Raw genomic sequence first — 19,085 nt, 5'->3', positions numbered from 1 at the left:
TGCCACCGGCCGAGCGGCGGCGGCCGCACGCACCTGCGGCGCCACCGACACGATCTGCCCCAGCACGCCGTTGACGAACGACGGCGACTCGTCGGTGGAGAGCTGCTTGGCCAACTCCACCGCCTCGTCGACGGCCACCACCGGCGGCACGTCGGTCGCGTTCAGCAACTCCCAGACCGCGACGCGCAGGATGGCGCGGTCGACGGCGGGCAGGCGCGCCAGGGTCCACTGGTGCAGGTGGTCGGAGATGACCGCGTCGATGCGGTTCAGGCTCTCCGCCACGCCGGCGACCAGGGTGTCGGTGTAGGCGTTGACGGGAGCGACGGCGTCGTCCTCCGCGGAGAGCGCACGACGGTCCGCGGCCAGGGCCACGGGGTCGAGGTCACGCGCCTCCGCTTCGAAGAGGAAATCCACGGCGCGCTTGCGCGCCTTGTGCCGCGCGCCGAGCTTCTTCGGTGCCGGGCGACCGGTCTTCGCGGACTCGCTCACTCAGGAATTCACACGCCCGAGGTAGTTGCCGTCGCGCGAGTCGACCTTGAGCTTGTCGCCGGTGTTGATGAACAGCGGCACGTTGATCTCGGCGCCGGTCTCGAGGGTCGCCGGCTTGGTGCCGCCGGTCGAACGATCACCCTGCAGGCCGGGATCGGTGTGCTGGACGACGAGCTCGACGGTGACTGGCAGCTCCACGTAGAGCGGCAGACCCTCGTGCATCGCGACCTGCACGGTCATGTTCTCGAGCAGGAACCGCGCCCCGTCACCGATCGTGGCCTCGCCGATCGAGATCTGGTCGTAGGTGTCGCCGTCCATGAAGACGTAGTCACTGCCGTCGTGGTACAGGTACGTCATGTCGCGGCGGTCGACCGTCGCGGTCTCGACCTTGACGCCCGCGTTGAAGGTCTTGTCGACCACCTTGCCCGACGTCACGTTCTTGAGCTTGGTGCGGACGAAGGCGGGTCCCTTGCCCGGCTTGACGTGCTGGAACTCGATGATCGACCAGAGCAGGCCGTCGATGTTCAGGACGAGCCCGTTCTTGAAATCACTGGTGGAAGCCACGTGCTTCGCATCTCCTCGTGTCGCGGTGGAAACTCTTCGGTGGTGCACTTCCGCGTCGGACTCGCCGTCCGGCGCACCGCACCGCGCGCCGCGGAGGGCACGGGATGGGGGCCGTCAGAGGACGGTGAACTCCTTGCTGGTCAGCGTGAGCAGTTCCGGCTCGTCCTCGCGGACGATGAGCGTGTCCTCGATCCGTACGCCTCCGCGACCGGAGAAGTACACGCCGGGCTCCACCGTCACCGCTGCACCGGCAAGCAGTGTACCGGTGCCGGTGGCGCCGATTCCCGGCGCTTCGTGGATCTCCAGACCGACGCCGTGCCCGAGACCGTGCAGGAACAGCTCGCCGTGCCCGGCCTCGTCGATGACGGCGCGGGCCGCGCCGTCGACGGCCCGCACCTCGGCTCCCGGCCGAAGCGCCGCCCGCCCCGCGGCCTGGGACCGCGCCACGAGCTCGTACAGCTCGCGCTGCCACTCCTGTGCCGCGCCGAGCACGTAGGTGCGGGTCATGTCGGAGTGGTAACCGCCCACCTCGGCGCCGAAGTCCAGCTTGAGCAGGTCGCCGTGCCGGAGGACCGTGGCGTCCGGACGGTGATGCGGGACAGCCGAATTGGCGCCCGTCGCGACGATGGTCTCGAAGGAGATGCCGTCGGCCCCCAGCCCCAGCATCGTGTGGTCGAGCTCGAGCCCGACCTCCTTCTCCGTCCGTCCCGGCCGGAGCGAACCCCGCTCGATCAGGGAGGTCAACGCCCGGTCGGCCACCCCGCACGCCTGACGGAGCAGCGCGACCTCGGACTCGTCCTTGACGACACGCAGTTCCTCGACCGGGCGCGCCGCACGCACCAACTCGACGTCCGTTCGTTCGGTCCACCGGGCGTGGTCGTCCACCGACACCACGTGCGACTCGAAACCCACCCGACGCGCGGGCGTGTCGGACAGCAGGCGCACCGGGCCCGCCCGGTCGATCACCGCCCGCAGATCGGGCACCTGACCGGCCACCTGCGTGACGTACCGGCCGTCGGTGCAGATGACCGTGCCGTCCTCCCCCGCCGCCGTGTCGGACGCCGACACCAGCAGCGCCGCGTTGGACCCCGTGAACCCTGTCAGGTAGCGCACGTTCAGCAGGTCGGTGACCAGCATCGCGTCCCATCCCGCGGTGCGGACGAGGGAACGGAGGGCGTCGCGGCGGGCGGCATGATCGGCGGTGGGCATCACCCGAACGTACCTCTCGGCCGCGCCGTGACCGGTACGGACCTGACCGGTGTACGCCCGGCGTCACGGCGAGGTGGCTACTGTGTCCTCCATGACTGGCTGGGTGGTACGCGGTGTGGGGATGGCGCTCGTTCACGTGGTGGCCCGGGTGGTGCTGGCTCTGGCCGTCGCCGCCGCGCCCACTCGCGGGTCGATGCTGCAGATGCTGACCCTGGTGGCGGTGCTGCTCGTCGCGATCGTCTGGGGTGCCCTCGACGGCATCGCCGCCGGTCGACGCGGTGAGGCGGACGCCACCGATCACACCATGGTCTGGCTGAAGGCCTCGCTGGTCGCCGGCGTCGGCGCCGGGTTCCTCTCCTGGCTGTTCACCGCCGTCGCGAACCTCGCCGTCAGCGCCAACTCCCTGATCTTCGAGATCACCGCGGGTGCCGCCTTCACGGTGCTGCTGGTGTTCGTCCCCGCCACCATCGCCGTCGCGATCGGCCGGTGGTGGGCGCGGCGCGGGGTGGACGACGGCCCCCGCCGCCGCTCCGCGGACCCCGACGAGCGTCGCGCCGACTCCTCCGGCGGCGCCGGCGACGACACCGCCGACACCGAGGTCTTCGCGCCGGCCCGCGACCGGTCCTGACGATCTAGAGCAGGACGGTCGTCGAGCCCGCCGGGCCCGCGTCGCGCGCGATCGCGGAGTACGCCGCGGCGAGCAGCGACGGATCCGGGCCTTCGAGTCGTCCCGGCCTCGCCAGGTCGTCGAGGACGACGAAGCGCAGCAGCCCCTTGCGGTTCTTCTTGTCGGTCTGCATCCCCTCGAGGAGTTGGCCGAAGGCGTCGCCGTCGTAGCCGACCGGCAAGCCCACCAGCTCGAGAATCCGCCGGTGGCGGTCGGCCACCTCGTCGGACAGGCGACCGGCCACGCGGGCGAGCTCCGCCGCGAACACCAGGCCCACCGACACCGCGGCGCCGTGGCGCCACCGGTACTTCTCGCGCCGCTCGATGGCGTGGCCGAGAGTGTGCCCGTAGTTGAGGATCTCGCGCAGGTCCGATTCCTTGAGGTCCGCCGCCACCACGCGGGCCTTGACCTCGATGGACCGCCGGATCAACTCCGGCAGCACGTCGCCGGTCGGATCGAGAGCCGCCTCCGGGTCCGCCTCGATCAGATCCAGGATCACCGGATCGGCGATGAACCCGGTCTTGATCACCTCGGCCATTCCGGCCACGATCTCGTGACGCGGCACCGTCTCGAGCGTCGCGAGGTCCACCAGGACCGCGGACGGTTCGTGGAACGCGCCCACCAGGTTCTTGCCTGCGTCGGTGTTGATGCCCGTCTTGCCGCCCACGGCCGCGTCGACCATCGCGAGCAACGTCGTCGGCACGTGCACCACCCGCACCCCGCGCATCCACGTGGCGGCGACGAAGCCGGCCAGGTCCGTCGCGGCGCCACCGCCGAGCCCGACGACGGCGTCGCTGCGGGTCAGTCCGATCCGGCCGAGCACCTCCCAGCAGAAGCCGGCAACGGGCAGTTCCTTGCCGTCCTCCGCGTCGGGGATCTCGATGCGATGCGCGTCCACGCCCGTCTCCGCCAGGGCCGCCCGCACCACCTCCGCCGTCTCGGCGAGCGGCGGCTGGTGGAAGATCGCGACCGTCCGCGTCCCGCGCAGCTGATCGACCAGCTCGGTCAGCAGGCCGCGGCCGATGACGACGGGATACGGATCGGCCGAGTTCACGGTGATCGTCACCGGCTCGGAGCCGACGACCGTTCCGGTCTCGGTGTCGCTGCGGCCGTCGGTGTCCGGGCTCATGTCGGCTCCTGTGATCGAGGGGCGGGTCGCCCCGAAGGTGTGGTCGGCTGATCGGGTGCGGGCATCGCCCCGGGTGGCGGCGTACCCGAACGCGGCGACGCGGAACGCCCGGCTCCCCGGCGCGACCGCCGACGGGCTCCGGTCCGCCGGGGCCGCTCCGGTCGGGTCTCCGCCGGCTCGCGCGGTGCACCCAACCGGTCCAGCACCGCAGCCACGACCCGGGACGGGCTGCGCCCGTCGGTCCGCACCCGGATCGACGCCGCCTCCCGATACAGCGGACGGCGAATCCGCATCAGCTCCCGGTACTTCGCCTTCGGATCCACGCCCGTCAGCAACGGGCGCGACGTGTTCGCGTTCAGCGCGCCCGTCCGACGCAGCCCCTCCCCGACACCGAGTTCGAGGTAGACCACCGTGTGGCCCTGCAGCGCGGCGCGGGTCCGAGGAGACAGCACCGCACCCCCGCCGAGCGACACCACACCCGACTGCGAGTGCAGCGACTCCACGACGACCTGCTCCTCGATCTCCCGGAACGCCGCCTCACCGTCCACGGCGAAGATGTCCGGAATCGTCCGGCCGGTGCGTTCCTCGATGGCGGCGTCGGTGTCGTACAACTCCACGCCGAGGGCCTTCGCCACGCGACGGCCGATCGTCGACTTCCCCGCCCCCGGCGGCCCGATCAACACGACCCGCGGCCGAACCCCCGGCAGCGAATCCGACCGCCCCCCGGCCTCGCCGGTCATCGCGGGGGGCGCTGGGACACGTTCTCGACGTAGCGACGCACGTTGCCCGCGGTCTCGGCGACCGAATCGCCGCCGAACTTCTCGAGGGTCGCCTGCGCCAGCACCAGGGCCACCATGGTCTCGGCGACCACCCCGGCGGCCGGAACGGCGCAGACGTCGCTGCGCTGATGGATCGCGACGGCCTGCTCGCCCGTCGACATGTCCACCGTCGACAGCGCACGCGGCACCGTCGAGATGGGCTTCATCGCCGCCCGGACGCGCAACGGCGCACCGTTGGTCATGCCGCCCTCGAGACCGCCGGCGCGGTTGGTGGAGCGGACGATGCCGTCGTCACCCGGCGCGATCTCGTCGTGGGCGGCGCTGCCGCGCCGACGCGCCGTCTCGAACCCGTCGCCCACCTCGACACCCTTGATGGCCTGGATACCCATGAGCGCCGCGGCGAGCCGAGCGTCGAGCTTGCTGTCACCGGTGACGAAGGAGCCGAGTCCGACGGGCAGTCCGTGGACCACCACCTCCACCACACCGCCGAGCGTGTCGCCGTCGCGCTTGGCGGCCTCGATCTCGGCGATCATCGCCTGTTCGGTCTCGGAGTTCAGAGCACGAACCGGGCTGGCGTCGATGGCGTCGAGGTCGCCGGGCTGCGGCTCCGGGCCGACGTACGGCTCCGACGCGCCGATCGACACGACGTGGGAGAGCACCTCCACACCCAGGACCTGGCGCAGGAAGCCGCGCGCGACGGTACCCACCGCGACACGCGCGGCGGTTTCCCGTGCGCTGGCGCGTTCCAGAACCGGGCGGGCGTCGTCGAATCCGTACTTGAGCATGCCGGAGTAATCGGCATGACCCGGGCGGGGACGGGTCAGGGGCGCGTTGCGAGCGAGGTCGGCCAGGACGTCCGGGTCGACCGGATCGGCCGACATGACCTGCTCCCACTTGGGCCACTCGGTGTTGCCGACCTCGATCGCGACCGGTCCTCCGAGGGTGCGGCCGTGCCGCACGCCGCCGATCACCGTCACCTGGTCGGCCTCGAACTTCATGCGCGCACCGCGGCCGTACCCGAGTCGCCGCCTGGCGAGCTGGGCGGCAATGTCCTCGCTGGTCACCTCGACCCCGGCAACCATGCCTTCGAGAACCGACACCAGTGCAGGGCCGTGGGATTCGCCGGCCGTGATCCATCGCAACACGAGCCCCATCTTTTCACGCCGCGGCGCCGAGCCACGCCACCAGGGTCGCCGCACAGAGCGGTGGTCCGTACGGGAACCGGCCACGAACGCCGACCGCTGCCGCGGTGGCCGCCGCGACCAGTCCGAGGACCGGCGCCAGGACCGCCGCGGACACCCACACCTCGACACCCGCCTGCCCACCCACGGCACCGAGCGTCAGACACAGCTTGACGTCACCGCCGCCGATCGCACCCGGCACCGCCGCGGCGGCCAGCCAGTGCAGTCCCGCGTACGCGGCCGCCCCCACGATCGCCGCACTCGGGTGCTGCGCGGCGACCATCACGGCACCGGCGGCCGGCAGGGTCAGCTCGTCCGGCAAGCGGAGCAGACGGCCGTCCACGATGCACAGCACCCCGGCCCACGACGTGAGGGCGACGACGGCGGCCGTGTCCGCGATCCCGGAACCGGCGCTCACCGCGGCGGCGCACCCGCACGCGAGCGCGATCGCCGCGTGGTCTGTCGGGGTGGGGCGCGTCCACCGGCCGATCGTCGCGACGGCGAGAGCACCCAGAGCCGCGGCGGTCGCCACGACGAGCCAGAGCGGAACGGAGTCGGTCACGGACCGACGCTCGCACCTCGACGCCCCGCGGCACGGCCGCGCATCTCGACCCGGGGACGGCCGCCCGCCCGGGGACGAACGGTCAGTCGCCGAGCAGTGCTCGGGTCATCACCTCGCGCGGCGCCGGACGGCCGGTGAACTGCTCGGTCTGGCCGAACGCCTGGTGCAGCAACATCTGCACCCCGCCCACCACGGTTCCGCCGGCCCGGTCGACGGCCGCGGCGAACGGCGTCGGCCACGGGTCGTAGATGGCGTCGAGCAGCACCGCCACGTGCCCGGCCACGGGCACCAACGCCTCCGCTCCGTCCGCCGGCACGGTGGAGATCACGGCGGCGGCACCCGCGAGGGTGCCGGCGAGCCCCGGGTCCTCGAAATCGGCCCACCGGGCGTCGAGACCGCAGCGCGCCGCGCAGTCCAGTGCTCCGGTGGCGCGGCCGCGGTCGCGGGAGACGACGGTGACGGACGCGGCGCCGCGGTCCGCGGCCGCGACCAGGGCAGGCCGCGACGTGCCCCCCGCCCCGACGACGACGACCGATGCACCGGTGAGATCGGTGACCCCGACGGTGCCGAGCGCGCCGGTCACGCCGTCGACGTCCGTGCAGTCCGCGCGCCACCCGTCGGAGGTGCGGACCAGGGTGTTGGCCGACCCCACCGCGTCCGCGCGTGCGGTGCGCTCCGAGGCGTACGCCAGAGCGGCGAACTTGCCGGGCATGGTCACCGAGACCCCCACCCACTCGGGGCCGAACGAATCGAGGAGCGGCGCGAGGTCGTCCGCGGTGCACTCGATGCGCTCGTAGGTCCAGCCGGTCAGGCCCAGCGCGGCGAACGCGGCCCGGTGCACGATCGGCGACTTGGAGTGGGCGACCGGCGATCCGAGAACGGCCGCTCGACGGGCACCCGGGTCATCGGCCACCTCCGCGGGCACCGGTTCATCGGCCACTGTCGAGGAACCCGCCTTCGACCTTCTGGATGTTGTCCAGGTGGGTCTGATAGTTGTCCGTGAAGAGCGTGTCGCCCTGCGCGTTGATGGTCACGAAGTAGAGCCAGTTGCCCGGTTCCGGATTCTCGGCGGCCTGCACGGCGCCGACGCCCGGGGAGCAGATCGGGGTGGCCGGCAGACCTTCGCTCGCGTACGTGTTCCACGGGGTCACCGTGCCGCGGTCGACGTCCGTGGTGGCCACCTCGGTGGTGTCCAGCGCGTAGTTGACGGTGGAGTCGAATTCGAGCTTCTGCCCGATGGCCAGCCGGTTGAGGATGACGCGGGCCACCTTGGCGAAATCCTGTGGCAGGGACTCGCGTTCGATGAGCGACGCCGCGACCAGCACCTGGTAGGGGTCCAGGCCGGAGTTCGCGCCGGTCTCGAGCAGTCCGGTGCTCTCGTAGAGTTCGGCGCTCTCGGTGACCAGCTGACGGATCATCTCCGCGGGCGAGGCACTGGGGTCGACGTTCCAGGTGCCGGCAGCGATGAGCCCCTCGAGCTGGCGATCGCGATCGGGGACGCGAGAGACGGCGTCGCGGGCCCAGTCGGCGACACCGAGCTCGGCGGGATCGCCCGCCCCGGCTTCGTCGAGCTGCTGATAGGTCACGCACGGAACACCATCGCCCACAGCGCAACTCGCCTCGGAGATCAGGGTGTAGATGCCCTTGCGCACCGCGCCGGTGTTGACGTCGGTGGTGTCGTGCAGCTGCCGCCCCTCGGCGATCTGAATCTGACCCACACGCGCGGCGGGGTCCACCAGCGTGGCCACCGCATCCGCGGCCGGTAGCCCCTCCTGCAACCGGTAGTAGCCCGGCTGGACCGCGGTGATCGCCGAATTCTGCAGTGCCGCTTCGTAGAACGCGGCGGACGATGCGGTGACACCCTTGTCGGCCATCTCCCCCGCGATCTGCTCCGCGGTGTCTCCGGGTTGGACCGCGACGACGACGGTGGCGCCGCCGGGTCCGGCGAAGTCCGCCGCGGGCTCGGGGCCACCCCGGAACGCCGAGAACGCCCACACGCCGGCCGCGCCGACGAGCACCACGAGTGCGATCACCGCGAGACCTCCGACGATCCGTGCGCGACGCTTGCGGCCCTCCGCGGCCCGGCGGCGTCGGGCACCGGCCCGGCCGGCGTCCGGTGCGGGCGCGCCTCGATCACCCACCGGTCGTGGCCGGCCTTCCCGCGCACCGTCGCGTGCTCGGCCGTCCCGCGCTCGTCCGTCGCGAACCACGGGGATGCGGTCGGTGTCCCACTCGTCGTTCACTGCGTGGCTCCTGCGCCGTTGTTCACTGCGTGGCTCCTGCGCCGTTGTTCACTGCGTGGCTCCTGCGCCGTTGTTCACTGCGTGGCTCCCGCGCCGTCGTCACCGTTGTCGGGCATCGGTGCCCCCTCCGTCTCGTTCGGCGCGGTCGTCTCGTCGCGCCCGGGCCGCCGACGCTCGTCGAGCCACCCCTGCAGGATTGCCACGGCAGCGGCCTGGTCGATCACCGACCGCTGGTTCCGGGCCCGGATGCCGCTGTCGCGAAGTCCGCGCGCCGCACTCACCGTAGTCAAGCGTTCGTCCGCGAGGCGAACCGGCGTGCCGGGAAGGGCGCGCCCGAGAACTCGGGCGAACCGGACAGCGATGTCGGCGGCCTTCCCGCGCTCCCCCCGCAGCGTGCGCGGAAGCCCGACGACGATCTCCACGGCCTCGTACTCCTCGGCGAGCGCAACGATGCGTCGAACGTCGGACGCGTCGGGGTGAGTCTTCGCGGCGCGCGCCACGGTCTCCACCGGCGTCGCGAGGACGCCGTCGGGATCGGACGACGCGACGCCGATGCGGACGCTGCCCACGTCGATGCCGAGGCGGCGCCCGCGTCCCGGATCGTCGGCCCCGGGCCGATCCGGAACCGTCGGTCCGGGTGTGTCCGGCACGGTGTCGCGGGGTGCCTCCGGCACGGTCAGGACGCGATCTCGGCGATACGCGCGACGACGGCGTCGATCGCCGAGGGGATACCGGCCGCGTCGGAACCGGACCCCTGGGCAGCGTCGGCCTTGCCGCCGCCGCGTCCACCGATGGACGGGCCGAACGACGAGACCAGCTCACCGGCGGCGATCCCGAGGTCGCGGGCACCGGAGGTGGTGGCGACGACGAACGGCACCTTGCCGTCGACGTCGCCGAACAGCGCGACCACGGCAGGCTCGGACCCGAATCGGCCACGGATGTCCAGTGCGAGGGTGCGGAGGTCACCCGCGGCGACACCTGCCGGTGCCGGGGCGGCGACCACGCGCACCGTTCCGACCGTCCGCGCCGCGTCGACGTACGACCCGGCGGAGGACAGCACTGCGGCGGCGCGCGTGGCCTCGAGTTCCTTCTCGGCGACGCGCAGCCGTTCGACGAGGTTCTCCACCCGAGCGGGCACCTCGTCGGTGGGCACCTTGAGCGAGGTCGCGAGACCGGCGAGCAGCGCCCGTTCCTTCGCGAGGTACTTGTACGAGTCGAGTCCGACGAACGCCTCCACGCGGCGCACCCCCGAGCCCACCGAGGACTCGCCGAGGATGGTGACCGGGCCGATCTGCGACGAGTGCTGCACGTGGGTTCCGCCGCACAGCTCGAGGGAGAACGGGCCGCCGATCTCGACGACGCGGACCTCGTCGCCGTAGTTCTCCCCGAACAGTGCCTGCGCGCCCATCTCCTTCGCCTCGTCGAGACCGGTCGTGAACGTGTTCACCGCGTAGTCGGACCCGACGGCGTCGTTGGTGACCGCCTCGATGTCCTCGCGCTGGGACTCGCTCAGCGCGCCCTGGTAGGTGAAGTCGAAGCGAAGATAACCGGGCTTGTTGAGCGACCCTGCCTGCACCGCGTTCGGGCCGAGGATCTGCCGCAGCGCGCCACCCACGAGGTGGGTGCCGGAGTGGCCCTGCGTGGCGCCGCGGCGCCACTGCGGATCGGTGTGCGCGGTGACGGCGTCGCCCTCGGTCAGCTGTCCCTCGTCGACGGTGACCTTGTGCACCCACACGGTCTTGGCGATCTTCTGCACGTCACGCACGGTGACGCGCAGACCCCGACCGGTGATGGTGCCGATGTCCGCGAGCTGACCGCCGGCTTCGGCGTAGAGCGGAGTGCGGTCGAGGATGACGTCGACGTCCTCCCCGGCGGCCGCGGTGGGGACGCGGACGCCGCCGGAGATGAGGGCGAGCACGGTCGCCTCGCTGTCGAGCTCGTCGAATCCGGTGAACTCGGTGGGCCCGCGATCGACGAACTCCTTGTACACCGACAGGTCGGTGTGTGCGTGCTTGCGCGCCTGCGCGTCGGCCTTGGCGCGACTGCGCTGCTCCGCCATCAGCGTGCGGAAGCCGTCCTCGTCGACCTCGAGGCCCGCCTCGGCGGCCATTTCCAGCGTGAGGTCGATCGGGAAGCCGTAGGTGTCGTGCAGCACGAACGCCTCGGAGCCCCCGATGCGTTTCCCGCCGGCGGCGGTGACCGACTGCGCCGCGCTCTCGAACAGCTTGGAACCCGAGCTGAGGGTGGTGAGGAACGCCCGCTCCTCCCCCACGGCGACGGACTCGATGCGCGCGAAGTCCTCGACCAGTTCGGGGTAGGACTCGGCCATCGTGTCGCGCACGACGGTGACGAACCGGGACATCGACGGATCGGTGGCGCCGAGCAGTCGAGCGCTGCGCACGATGCGGCGCAGCAGCCGACGCAGCACGTATCCCCGCCCGTCGTTGCCGGGAGTGACGCCGTCGGCGATCAGCATGACCGCGGTCCGCGCATGGTCGGCGATGACCCGGAAGCGCACGTCCGCCTCGTGGTTCTCGCCGTAGGTGCGACCGGAGAGCCGTTCCGCCTCGGTGATCACCGGACGCACCAGGTCGGTCTCGTAGACGTTGTCGACCTCCTGGAGCAGGAACGCGACGCGCTCGACACCCATGCCGGTGTCGATGTTCTTGCGCGGCAGCGGCCCAAGGATCTCGAAGTCGTCCTTGCCGGTCCCCTGCCCACGCTCGTTCTGCATGAACACGAGGTTCCAGATCTCGATGTAGCGGTCCTCGTCCGCCTCCGGACCCCCGTCGCGGCCGTACTCGGGACCGCGGTCGTAGTAGATCTCCGAACACGGTCCGCAGGGACCGGGGATGCCCATCGACCAGTAGTTGTCCGCCATCCCGCGACGCTGGATGCGCTCGTCGGGCAGACCGGCGACGTCCTTCCAGATCTGGATGGCCTCGTCGTCGTCGAGATAGGCGGTGGCCCAGATGCGCTCGGGATCGAAGCCGTAGCCGCCCTCCTCCACGGGGGACGTCAGCAGCGTCCAGGCGAACCCGACGACCTCGCGCTTGAAGTAGTCGCCGAACGAGAAGTTGCCGGCCATCTGGAAGAACGTGTTGTGCCGCGTGGTGACGCCGACGTTCTCGATGTCCCCGGTGCGCACGCACTTCTGGACGCTGACGGCGCGATCGAACGGCGGCGTGCGCTGACCCAGGAAGTACGGCACGAACTGGACCATGCCGGCGTTGATGAAGAGCAGATTCGGATCGTCGAGAACCAGCGAGGCGCTGGGCACCGGGGTGTGGCCCAACTTCTCGAAATGGTCCAGGAAGCGGCGACGGATCTCGTGGGTCTGCACGACGGTCACCCTATCGCGACGACCGCCGCACGATCCGTCGGAGTTTGCCCACCCGTGTCGCCAGATCTCGCTCCGCGCCGTGGGTCGTCGGCCGGTAGTAGTCGACGCCCACCAACTCGTCCGGCGGGTACTGCTGCGCCAGGACACCGTCGGGGTCGTCGTGGGGAAAGGCGTACCCCTGCGCGTTGCCCAGCGCGGCGGCGCCCGCGTAGTGCCCGTCGCGCAGATGCGGCGGGACCGGACCGGCCTTGCCCGCCGCGACGTCGGCCATCGCCGCCCCGAGCGCCGCGGTGACGGCGCCGGACTTCGGTGCCGTCGCCAGATGGACCGTCGCCTGGGCGAGGGCGAGCCGCGCCTCGGGCATCCCGATCAGCGCGACCGCCTGTGCGGCGGCGGTGGCCGACAGCAGCGCGGTCGGATCGGCCATCCCGACGTCCTCGCTCGCGTGCACCACCAACCGCCGTGCGATGAACCGCGGGTCCTCGCCGGCGGTGATCATGCGCGCCAGGTAGTGCAGCGCCGCGTCGACGTCGGATCCGCGGATGGACTTGATGAATGCGCTGACGACGTCGTAGTGCTGATCGCCGTCGCGGTCGTAGCGCACGGCGGCCCGATCGACGCTGGTCTCGACGGCCGTCAGGTCGACCACGGGAGGATCCTGCGTCGCGAGCCCGACGGCGGTGTCCGCCGCGGCCTCGAGCGCCGTCAGGGCGCGACGGGCGTCGCCTCCGGCGAGACGGACCAGGTGGTCGAGCGCGTCGTCGTCGACGGTGACGCTGCCGTTCAGGCCGCGCGGGTCGGTGACGGCGCGCGTCAGCACGGCCCGGACGTCGTCGTCGGTGAGGGGCCGCAACTGGAGTACCAGCGACCGGGACAGCAACGGCGAGACGACGGAGAACGACGGGTTCTCGGTGGTCGCGGCGACCAGGAGGACGATGCGGTTCTCCACGGCGGCGAGCAGCGCGTCCTGCTGCGTCTTGGAGAACCGGTGGACCTCGTCGATGAAGAGCACCGTCTGCTCGCCGTGCGCCGCCCGGCGACGGGCGAGGTCGATGACCGCACGGACGTCCTTGACACCGGCCGAGAGCGCGGAGAGCGCCTCGAAACGGCGGCCGGTGGCCCCGGAGATGAGCGAGGCCAGGGTGGTCTTGCCCGTGCCCGGTGGGCCGTACAGGAGCACCGAGGCCGCGCCGGACCCTTCGACGAGTCGACGCAGCGGCGCACCCGGTGTGAGGAGGTGCTGTTGACCGACGACCTCGTCGAGCGTGGTCGGCCGCATCCGGACCGGCAGCGGGCCGCCCGAGCCGGGGGCCGGTGAGGAGATCACCGACGGTGGACCGTCGTCGGGCGCCGTGTCGGCGGGCTCGAACAACCACCCCCCGACGTCCGGGCCACCACCGTCCGGGCCACCGTCCGGGCTCAGGACGTCGCCCACCGCGATCCCAGGGCGTCTCGGACGTCGTCGGCGAAGTCGGCCAGGTCGGTGTGACCCACCGACCGCGCGTAGTCGGCCAGGATGGTCCAGCGCGTCGTCAGTGCGACCGCCCGCGGCACGGACAGATTGTGTCGACGGAGGGCGGCGTTGCGCGCGTCGTCGTCCGGGACGAACCAGAAGGTGGTGAGCCACGCCCAGATCAGCTGGGCGTCGAGCAGTTTCGCGTGCAGCACGGCATCGTCCGCGAGGTGCGGCCACATCCCGACCACCTCGGCACGCCACGCCTCCACCATCGCCTCGGCGCGCTCCGGGGACAGCTCGAGCCGGCAGAGGCACCCGGGGTAGGACATCACGGTGTAGGCGATGTCCAGGGTGGCGTCCCGGAAGCCACCCCACTCGTAGTCGAGGAACCGCACGCCCTCGTCGTTGACGATGATGTTGTCCGGACACAGGTCCGAGGGCGAGAAGGCGCGCAGTCCGCCGGTGCCGAACAGACGATTCGCGCGGCCGATCGCCTCGGTCACGGACGCGGGAACGTCGACCCCGAGGTCGGCCAAGAGGCCGGGCACGGCTGCCTCCGCCGCGCTGACCTGATCGCCCAGTCCTGCGCCGGTCTGGGTCACACCGGCGCGGGCGAGCAGGGCACCGAAGTCCTCCTCGCGGCCGACAGTGGCCGCATGCATCCGGCCCAGGGCCTGGGCGAGAGCCATCAGCGAGTTGGTGACCGCGGCCGGGTCGGACTGCCCCAGCAACGTGGCGAACGGCGCGCTGTCGCCCAGATCGCTCAGCACGAGCAGGCGCTCGGTCAGGTCGTAGGCGATGAGCGACGGACCGGGGCGGGAATCGGTGGCCAACGCCGTGGCGAACTGATAGGACGCCGCCTCGCGTACGAATGCCGAATCGTCCCCGGCACCGAGGCCGGTCCGGGCCACGGACTCGTGGGCGCTCTCGCGTACCTGCTTGATCACGAGTGTGCGCGGAAGCAGGAACGGGTTCTCGGCGACGCGCACCCGGAGAACGACCGTGCGCCCGCTGCCCCCGAGGTCCACGGGGTCGACCAGGGTGACCGGGGCTCCGGTGCGGCGGGTGAGAAGCTCCGTGGCCGCGGCGACGGCCTCGGTGATCGGGTCTGCCAGCATTGCCGTCATCGGTGTGTCGACCGGTCGGTCCTGCGCGGAACCCACCGGGCCATTCCTCGTTTCCGTCGTCTGGTGCGGCGGATGCCGCCGTTCTCGGGCGAGGCGCGGTCCCACCGCGCACTCGAACACTCGGGCGTTCCCCGAAACGGGCACGCGAAAACAACCCGTTCGTGCTGTTTCCCCGACCCTATCGCACCGGCGGTGTCACGGGGGCGACGTCCACCGACACGTGGATACGGCTACGGGCGGAGTCGGTGTAGATGATTCCCCGCAGCGGCGGAACGTCGTCGTAGTCGCGGCCGCGGGCCACGGTGACGTAGCGATCGTCGCACCACTGGTCGTTGGTCGGGTCGACGTCGAACCAGCGCCCGTCCGCCGAGCGCACCGACACCCAGGCGTGGCTGGCGTCGACGCCCACCAGCCGCTCCTTGCCCGGCGGCGGGGTCGTCGAGAGATAGCCGGACACGTAGCGCGCGGCGAGACCCTGCGAGCGCAGGCACGCCGCCGCCACCCGCGCGAAGTCCTGACACACCCCGGTCCGGGTGGCCATGACGTGCGCGACGGTGGTGGTCGTCGTGGTCGAACCCGACAGATACGTGAAGTCCTCGTGGATGCGGTGTTGGAGGTCGAACACCGCCTCCGCGAGCGGACGCCCCGGCCGGAACGACACGGCGGCGTACTCGCGGACGTCCGCGGTGATCTCGGGCGGGTCGAGATCCAGCGCGAACTCGACGTCCAGCGCGGCGTCGGGTCGACCGCCCGGCCGCGACTGCTCCCAGGGCGCCGCGGCGGCGCCGGTGGCGCGCAGCGCCGGATCCGGCGCTGTCACCGCGACCAGCGACCGGGCCGTGACCCGCAGATGCTCGTGCGGCGTCGTCACGTGGAAGAAGACGGTCTCGTTGCCCTGGACGTCGACTCCCGACGACGCGTCCGTCGGTGTCGGCGCCACGGTCACCGTGGCGTCGAGACACCGCTGCGTCGCGGTGGTGCGGGGGAAGAGGTGCCCGCGCCCGTACGACGACGTCACCGGGCCCGAGTAGTGGTAGTCGGTGATGTGCGTGATCGCGTACCACCGCACGTCGGGATGCGGCGGCGCGACCGGGACCGCGGTCACGAGAGCACCCGCCCGGCGCCGTGGCCCGACAACGGTTGGGTGCCGCCGGGCCCGGAGAGGTGCGTCTCGACCACGGCGTCCGCCAGCCGAGTCAGATCGCCGAGCACGCTGTCGAGGACGACGCGCAGGTCCGCGCGACCGCTCTCCGTGTCGACGTCGCCCGGTTCGAGGCGGCGGACGGTCGTCCGGAGGACGTCGAGTGCCCGCATCGGACGCGACGTCACCTCCGCTCCCGGTAATGCCGCCAGGTCCGCGGCGATCCGGTCGATCTGGAACACGATGGACCGGGGATTGATCGGATCCGCGAGCACGAGATCGATGACTGCGCCCAGGGTCGGGACGCCCCGGTACCGACGCCGATAGGTCACGGACGAGTCCGCGGCGGCCAGCACCGCGGACAGGACGATCTCGGTGACGTCGGGCGGGTGGTCCCCCTCGATCGCGGCGGCCGCCAGGGCGGTGATCGCGGCGGCGCGATCGAGTCGGCGTCCGAGGTCCATCAGGTGCCATCCGGGATCGCGGACCATCGACTCGGCGGTCAGTCCCGCGACGGCCAGCATCGAGCCGACGACGCGACTCTGGGTCGCCCAGAGCGTGGCTTCGTCGGCGACGGAGGCGACGGCGGCCTCGGCCAGCACCTGATCGACCCGGTGCAGTACCGCCCACGTGTCCTGGCCGAGCTGGTCCCGCACCGCTCGTGCGCAGCGTGCGAGGGCGGCCACCGACTGCGCCGCCGACCCGAGGCGTCGCGGGTCCACGGTGAGCGAGCGGAACTCGGCGATGACGTCGGCCCGAGTGCCCGCCGCCGCGAACCCGGGCTCGGTGCCCGACACCCGGGTGATGGCCGCGAGCACCACGCGAGACGCGGGCGACTCCACGCCGTACTCCCGTACACAGCCGCTGCCCGCGACGAGCAACCGGCCGACACTCTCGGCCCGCTCGGCGTACCGCCCCATCCAGTACAGATCGTTCAGCACACGGGGGCTCGACACCGGATCGGCGGTCTCACGACGGCGTGCGGTCCGTGGGCCGTCGTCCCGACGGACCGACGTCGCGGTGTCGGAGTCGCGGCGGCCGGGCGAGACCCACACGTCCTGCGCGGCGGTACTGGTCATCGGCTCCGTCAGCGGGTCGGTGACCAGGACCTGGCCGAGACCGCCGGTCATCGTGACGTACCCGGCGCGGGTGGCGACGTCGAACACCCGCAGTCCCACCGGACGCGCGTCGAGGCCGACGCCCGGCCGACGGTGCCCGGCCGGCCCGACCGGAGTGGCCCCGAGGTCCGGAATCTCCCGGGCCGACCACGCCGTCGGGTCGGCGTCCACGCGGGCGAGCAGGTCCGCGGACTCGGCGGCGGTGAGGCGGGCTCCGACCACCGCCTCTCCCGTGGTCGCGTGGTGGAAGACCAGGCTCGACACCGTCGCGCGCAGATGGGAGCGCACCGCGTCCGTGCCCGCCCAGTACGTCGGAACGCTCGGCAGCAGCGGCTCCTCCCCCAACAGCGCGCGCGTGAGCTCGGGCACGGCTGCGGCCAGGGCCGGGTTCTCGAGCACGCCGCTGCCGACGGTGTTCACGACGGTGACCGCGCCGCGGCGCGCCACGTCCAGCAGGCCCACCACGCCCAGTCGGGACTCCGGACGCAGATCGAGGGGATCGACGTGGTCGTCGTCCACGCGCCGCACCACCACGTGGACACGACGCAGTCGCCCGAGCGAGCGCATCCACACCGCGCCGTCCTGCACCACCAGGTCCGCCGATTCCACCAGAGGGAACCCCAGGACCGAGGCGAGGTGCGCCTGATCGAAGGCGGTCTCGGAGCCGGCGCCAGGGCTGAGCACCACCACGGTCGGATCCTCCGCCGCGGGGGGCGCCGCCTCCACCAACGCGACACGGACGGCGCCGACATAGGTGCCGACGGGACGTGGGTTCACCGCGCGGAACTCGCCCGGCACCGCGCGCGCGAGGATCGACCGATCGGCCAGGGCGTATCCGGCGCCCGACGGCGCCTGCGTGCGATCGGACAGGACGCGGAACTCGCCTCCGGCGTCCCGCACCAGGTCGACGGCGTGGAAGAACAGCCGATGGGGTCCGGGCACGGTCACGCCGTGGGCGGCGCGGAGATAGCCGCGGTGCCGGAACACCACCTCGGGCGGCACGAGACCGCGCCGGAGCACGGTGCGCTCGCCGTAGAGATCCGTCAGTACGGCGTCGAGCAGCCGCGACCGCTGGGTGACGCCCGCATCGAGACGAGCCCACTCGTCGGCGTCCAGGACCAGGGGCACGGTGTCGAGTTCCCACCGACCCACCGGCGCCGTGTCCCCGCCGCCGAACGTCACCCCGAGTTCGTCGACGGCGCGGGTGACCCGCGCCTGCGCGGCGCGCAGGCGTGCGTCGTCGTGCGTCGCGAACGGGTGCTCGGTCGCGCTCCCCGCTGCTCGGTCCACGACAGAGGAACCTACCGGGCGCGGGTCAGCCGACGATCGGGGTCCTCTCCGTCGTCATCGCCTGCAGTTCGTCGTCCATGGCACGGTGGACGCGTGCGGCGAAGTCCTCGACGGACTCGCCGTCCGCCGGCTCCATCGCCGGCAACACGGTCGTGGAGATCTTCGACGGTAACGGCAAGTAGGGCAGGAGGCCGACCAGACCCACGTTCAGCCCCCATGGAATCGACACCGACGTCGCCACGGTCTTGACCCGCAGGAGTTTGTCCGCGCGGGTCCACCGGGCCAGGCGCTTGCCCTCCGCCAGCACGACGAGCGACTCCCCGGCACCCGCGGTCACGACCGGGACGATGGGCACCCCCGCCTCCACGGCCACCCGCGCGTATCCGGTTCGGCCGGCGAACAGCACCCGGTTGCGGTCGCTCCAGCGCTTGAAGCCGTCGATGTCGCCACCCGGGAAAACCAGCACGTGGCTGCCCGAGCGCAGCGCGTTCACGGCGTTGCGATGGTTGGCCGGCGTGGCGTCGAACAGCTCGACCAGCCGTCCCACCTTGAGGGTCCACGCGATCTGATGCGTCAGCACGGCGACCTTCCGGCGACCGCCGATGCGCTCGTAGGCGGAGTAGAACGCGAGGACGTTGAGATCGAAGACGCCGCCGAAGCCATGATTGGCGACGAAGAGAACCGGTCCCGCGGGAAGCGGTGCGCGGATGTCGGTCTCCATCCGGTGGTAGAGGCGGGCCACGGCGACCGCCGTCCCCAGAATGCGCTTCGGCACGGCGTCCATGCC

General features: G+C 71.9%; 16 protein-coding genes and 1 pseudogene. 1 reads left to right on the top strand and 16 read right to left on the bottom strand.

Annotation, left to right across the window (positions count from 1 at the left end; genetic code table 11):
* Window positions 1–12: 12 nt before the first annotated feature.
* The 3 genes and pseudogenes from nusB to A3Q40_RS07915 form a co-directional block, all read right to left on the bottom strand.
* Window positions 13–489 (bottom strand): annotated as a pseudogene (gene nusB, locus A3Q40_RS07925) (transcription antitermination factor NusB); the annotation flags it as partial.
* Window positions 490–1,053 carry an elongation factor P gene (efp, locus tag A3Q40_RS07920; protein ID WP_068101031.1) on the bottom strand — a complete coding sequence of 188 codons (564 nt, stop codon included), beginning with the start codon at window positions 1,051–1,053 and terminating at the stop codon, window positions 490–492.
* A gap of 114 nt (window positions 1,054–1,167) precedes the next feature.
* Window positions 1,168–2,262 (bottom strand): M24 family metallopeptidase, encoded by a 1,095-nt coding sequence (locus A3Q40_RS07915; RefSeq protein WP_068101029.1) that lies wholly within the window; start codon window positions 2,260–2,262, stop codon window positions 1,168–1,170.
* A gap of 91 nt (window positions 2,263–2,353) precedes the next feature.
* Here A3Q40_RS07915 and A3Q40_RS07910 point away from each other — a divergent pair, with 91 nt between their 5' ends.
* Window positions 2,354–2,890, top strand: coding sequence for a B-4DMT family transporter (locus A3Q40_RS07910; protein ID WP_074922070.1), 537 nt, complete (start codon window positions 2,354–2,356; stop codon window positions 2,888–2,890).
* Between the two features lie 4 nt (window positions 2,891–2,894).
* Here the strand turns inward: A3Q40_RS07910 and aroB are convergent, their stop codons facing one another.
* The 13 genes from aroB to A3Q40_RS07845 all read right to left on the bottom strand — a co-directional run bounded on the left by aroB (window position 2,895) and on the right by A3Q40_RS07845 (window position 19,082).
* Entirely contained in the window at window positions 2,895–4,058 is a 1,164-nt protein-coding gene (aroB, locus tag A3Q40_RS07905) for a 3-dehydroquinate synthase (RefSeq protein WP_068101023.1), read from the bottom strand.
* Entirely contained in the window at window positions 4,055–4,798 is a 744-nt protein-coding gene (locus A3Q40_RS07900) for a shikimate kinase (protein ID WP_082833823.1), read from the bottom strand. The genes aroB and A3Q40_RS07900 overlap by 4 nt, the downstream gene beginning before the upstream one ends.
* Window positions 4,795–5,982 (bottom strand): chorismate synthase, encoded by a 1,188-nt coding sequence (gene aroC / locus A3Q40_RS07895; RefSeq protein ID WP_068105626.1) that lies wholly within the window; start codon window positions 5,980–5,982, stop codon window positions 4,795–4,797. The genes A3Q40_RS07900 and aroC overlap by 4 nt, the downstream gene beginning before the upstream one ends.
* Window positions 5,983–5,995: 13 nt before the next feature.
* On the bottom strand, window positions 5,996–6,580 hold the full coding sequence (locus A3Q40_RS07890; RefSeq protein WP_082833822.1) for a prepilin peptidase: 585 nt from the start codon (window positions 6,578–6,580) through the stop codon (window positions 5,996–5,998).
* 82 nt (window positions 6,581–6,662) lie between these two features.
* Window positions 6,663–7,493, bottom strand: a complete 831-nt coding sequence (locus tag A3Q40_RS07885; RefSeq protein ID WP_068105625.1) for a shikimate dehydrogenase — start codon at window positions 7,491–7,493, stop codon at window positions 6,663–6,665.
* A 16-nt stretch (window positions 7,494–7,509) separates the two neighbouring features.
* Window positions 7,510–8,823, bottom strand: a complete 1,314-nt coding sequence (locus A3Q40_RS07880) for an endolytic transglycosylase MltG (RefSeq protein WP_068101022.1) — start codon at window positions 8,821–8,823, stop codon at window positions 7,510–7,512.
* Window positions 8,824–8,897: 74 nt separating this feature from the next.
* Window positions 8,898–9,473, bottom strand: coding sequence for a Holliday junction resolvase RuvX (ruvX, locus tag A3Q40_RS07875; protein ID WP_068105623.1), 576 nt, complete (start codon window positions 9,471–9,473; stop codon window positions 8,898–8,900).
* Window positions 9,474–9,499: 26 nt separating this feature from the next.
* Window positions 9,500–12,166, bottom strand: a complete 2,667-nt coding sequence (gene alaS / locus A3Q40_RS07870) for an alanine--tRNA ligase (protein ID WP_068105621.1) — start codon at window positions 12,164–12,166, stop codon at window positions 9,500–9,502.
* Window positions 12,167–12,176: 10 nt separating this feature from the next.
* Window positions 12,177–13,589, bottom strand: a complete 1,413-nt coding sequence (locus A3Q40_RS07865) for a replication-associated recombination protein A (RefSeq protein WP_068105618.1) — start codon at window positions 13,587–13,589, stop codon at window positions 12,177–12,179.
* Window positions 13,586–14,749 carry a kinase gene (locus tag A3Q40_RS07860; protein WP_068105615.1) on the bottom strand — a complete coding sequence of 388 codons (1,164 nt, stop codon included), beginning with the start codon at window positions 14,747–14,749 and terminating at the stop codon, window positions 13,586–13,588. Before A3Q40_RS07860 ends, A3Q40_RS07865 begins: the two co-directional genes overlap by 4 nt.
* A gap of 178 nt (window positions 14,750–14,927) precedes the next feature.
* Window positions 14,928–15,854 carry a transglutaminase family protein gene (locus A3Q40_RS07855; protein ID WP_068101021.1) on the bottom strand — a complete coding sequence of 309 codons (927 nt, stop codon included), beginning with the start codon at window positions 15,852–15,854 and terminating at the stop codon, window positions 14,928–14,930.
* The gene (locus A3Q40_RS07850) at window positions 15,851–18,298 is read right to left on the bottom strand and encodes a circularly permuted type 2 ATP-grasp protein (RefSeq protein ID WP_068101019.1); all 2,448 of its coding nucleotides are present in this window, start codon (window positions 18,296–18,298) and stop codon (window positions 15,851–15,853) included. The genes A3Q40_RS07855 and A3Q40_RS07850 overlap by 4 nt, the downstream gene beginning before the upstream one ends.
* Window positions 18,299–18,323: 25 nt before the next feature.
* Window positions 18,324–19,082 carry a 1-acyl-sn-glycerol-3-phosphate acyltransferase gene (locus tag A3Q40_RS07845; protein ID WP_068101016.1) on the bottom strand — a complete coding sequence of 253 codons (759 nt, stop codon included), beginning with the start codon at window positions 19,080–19,082 and terminating at the stop codon, window positions 18,324–18,326.
* Between the last annotated feature and the right edge of the window lie 3 nt (window positions 19,083–19,085).

It is taken from the genome of Rhodococcus sp. PBTS 1 (genome assembly GCF_001620025.1).
Taxonomy (GTDB): domain Bacteria; phylum Actinomycetota; class Actinomycetes; order Mycobacteriales; family Mycobacteriaceae; genus Rhodococcoides; species Rhodococcoides kroppenstedtii.
This window is presented reverse-complemented; position numbering and strand designations above follow the sequence as displayed.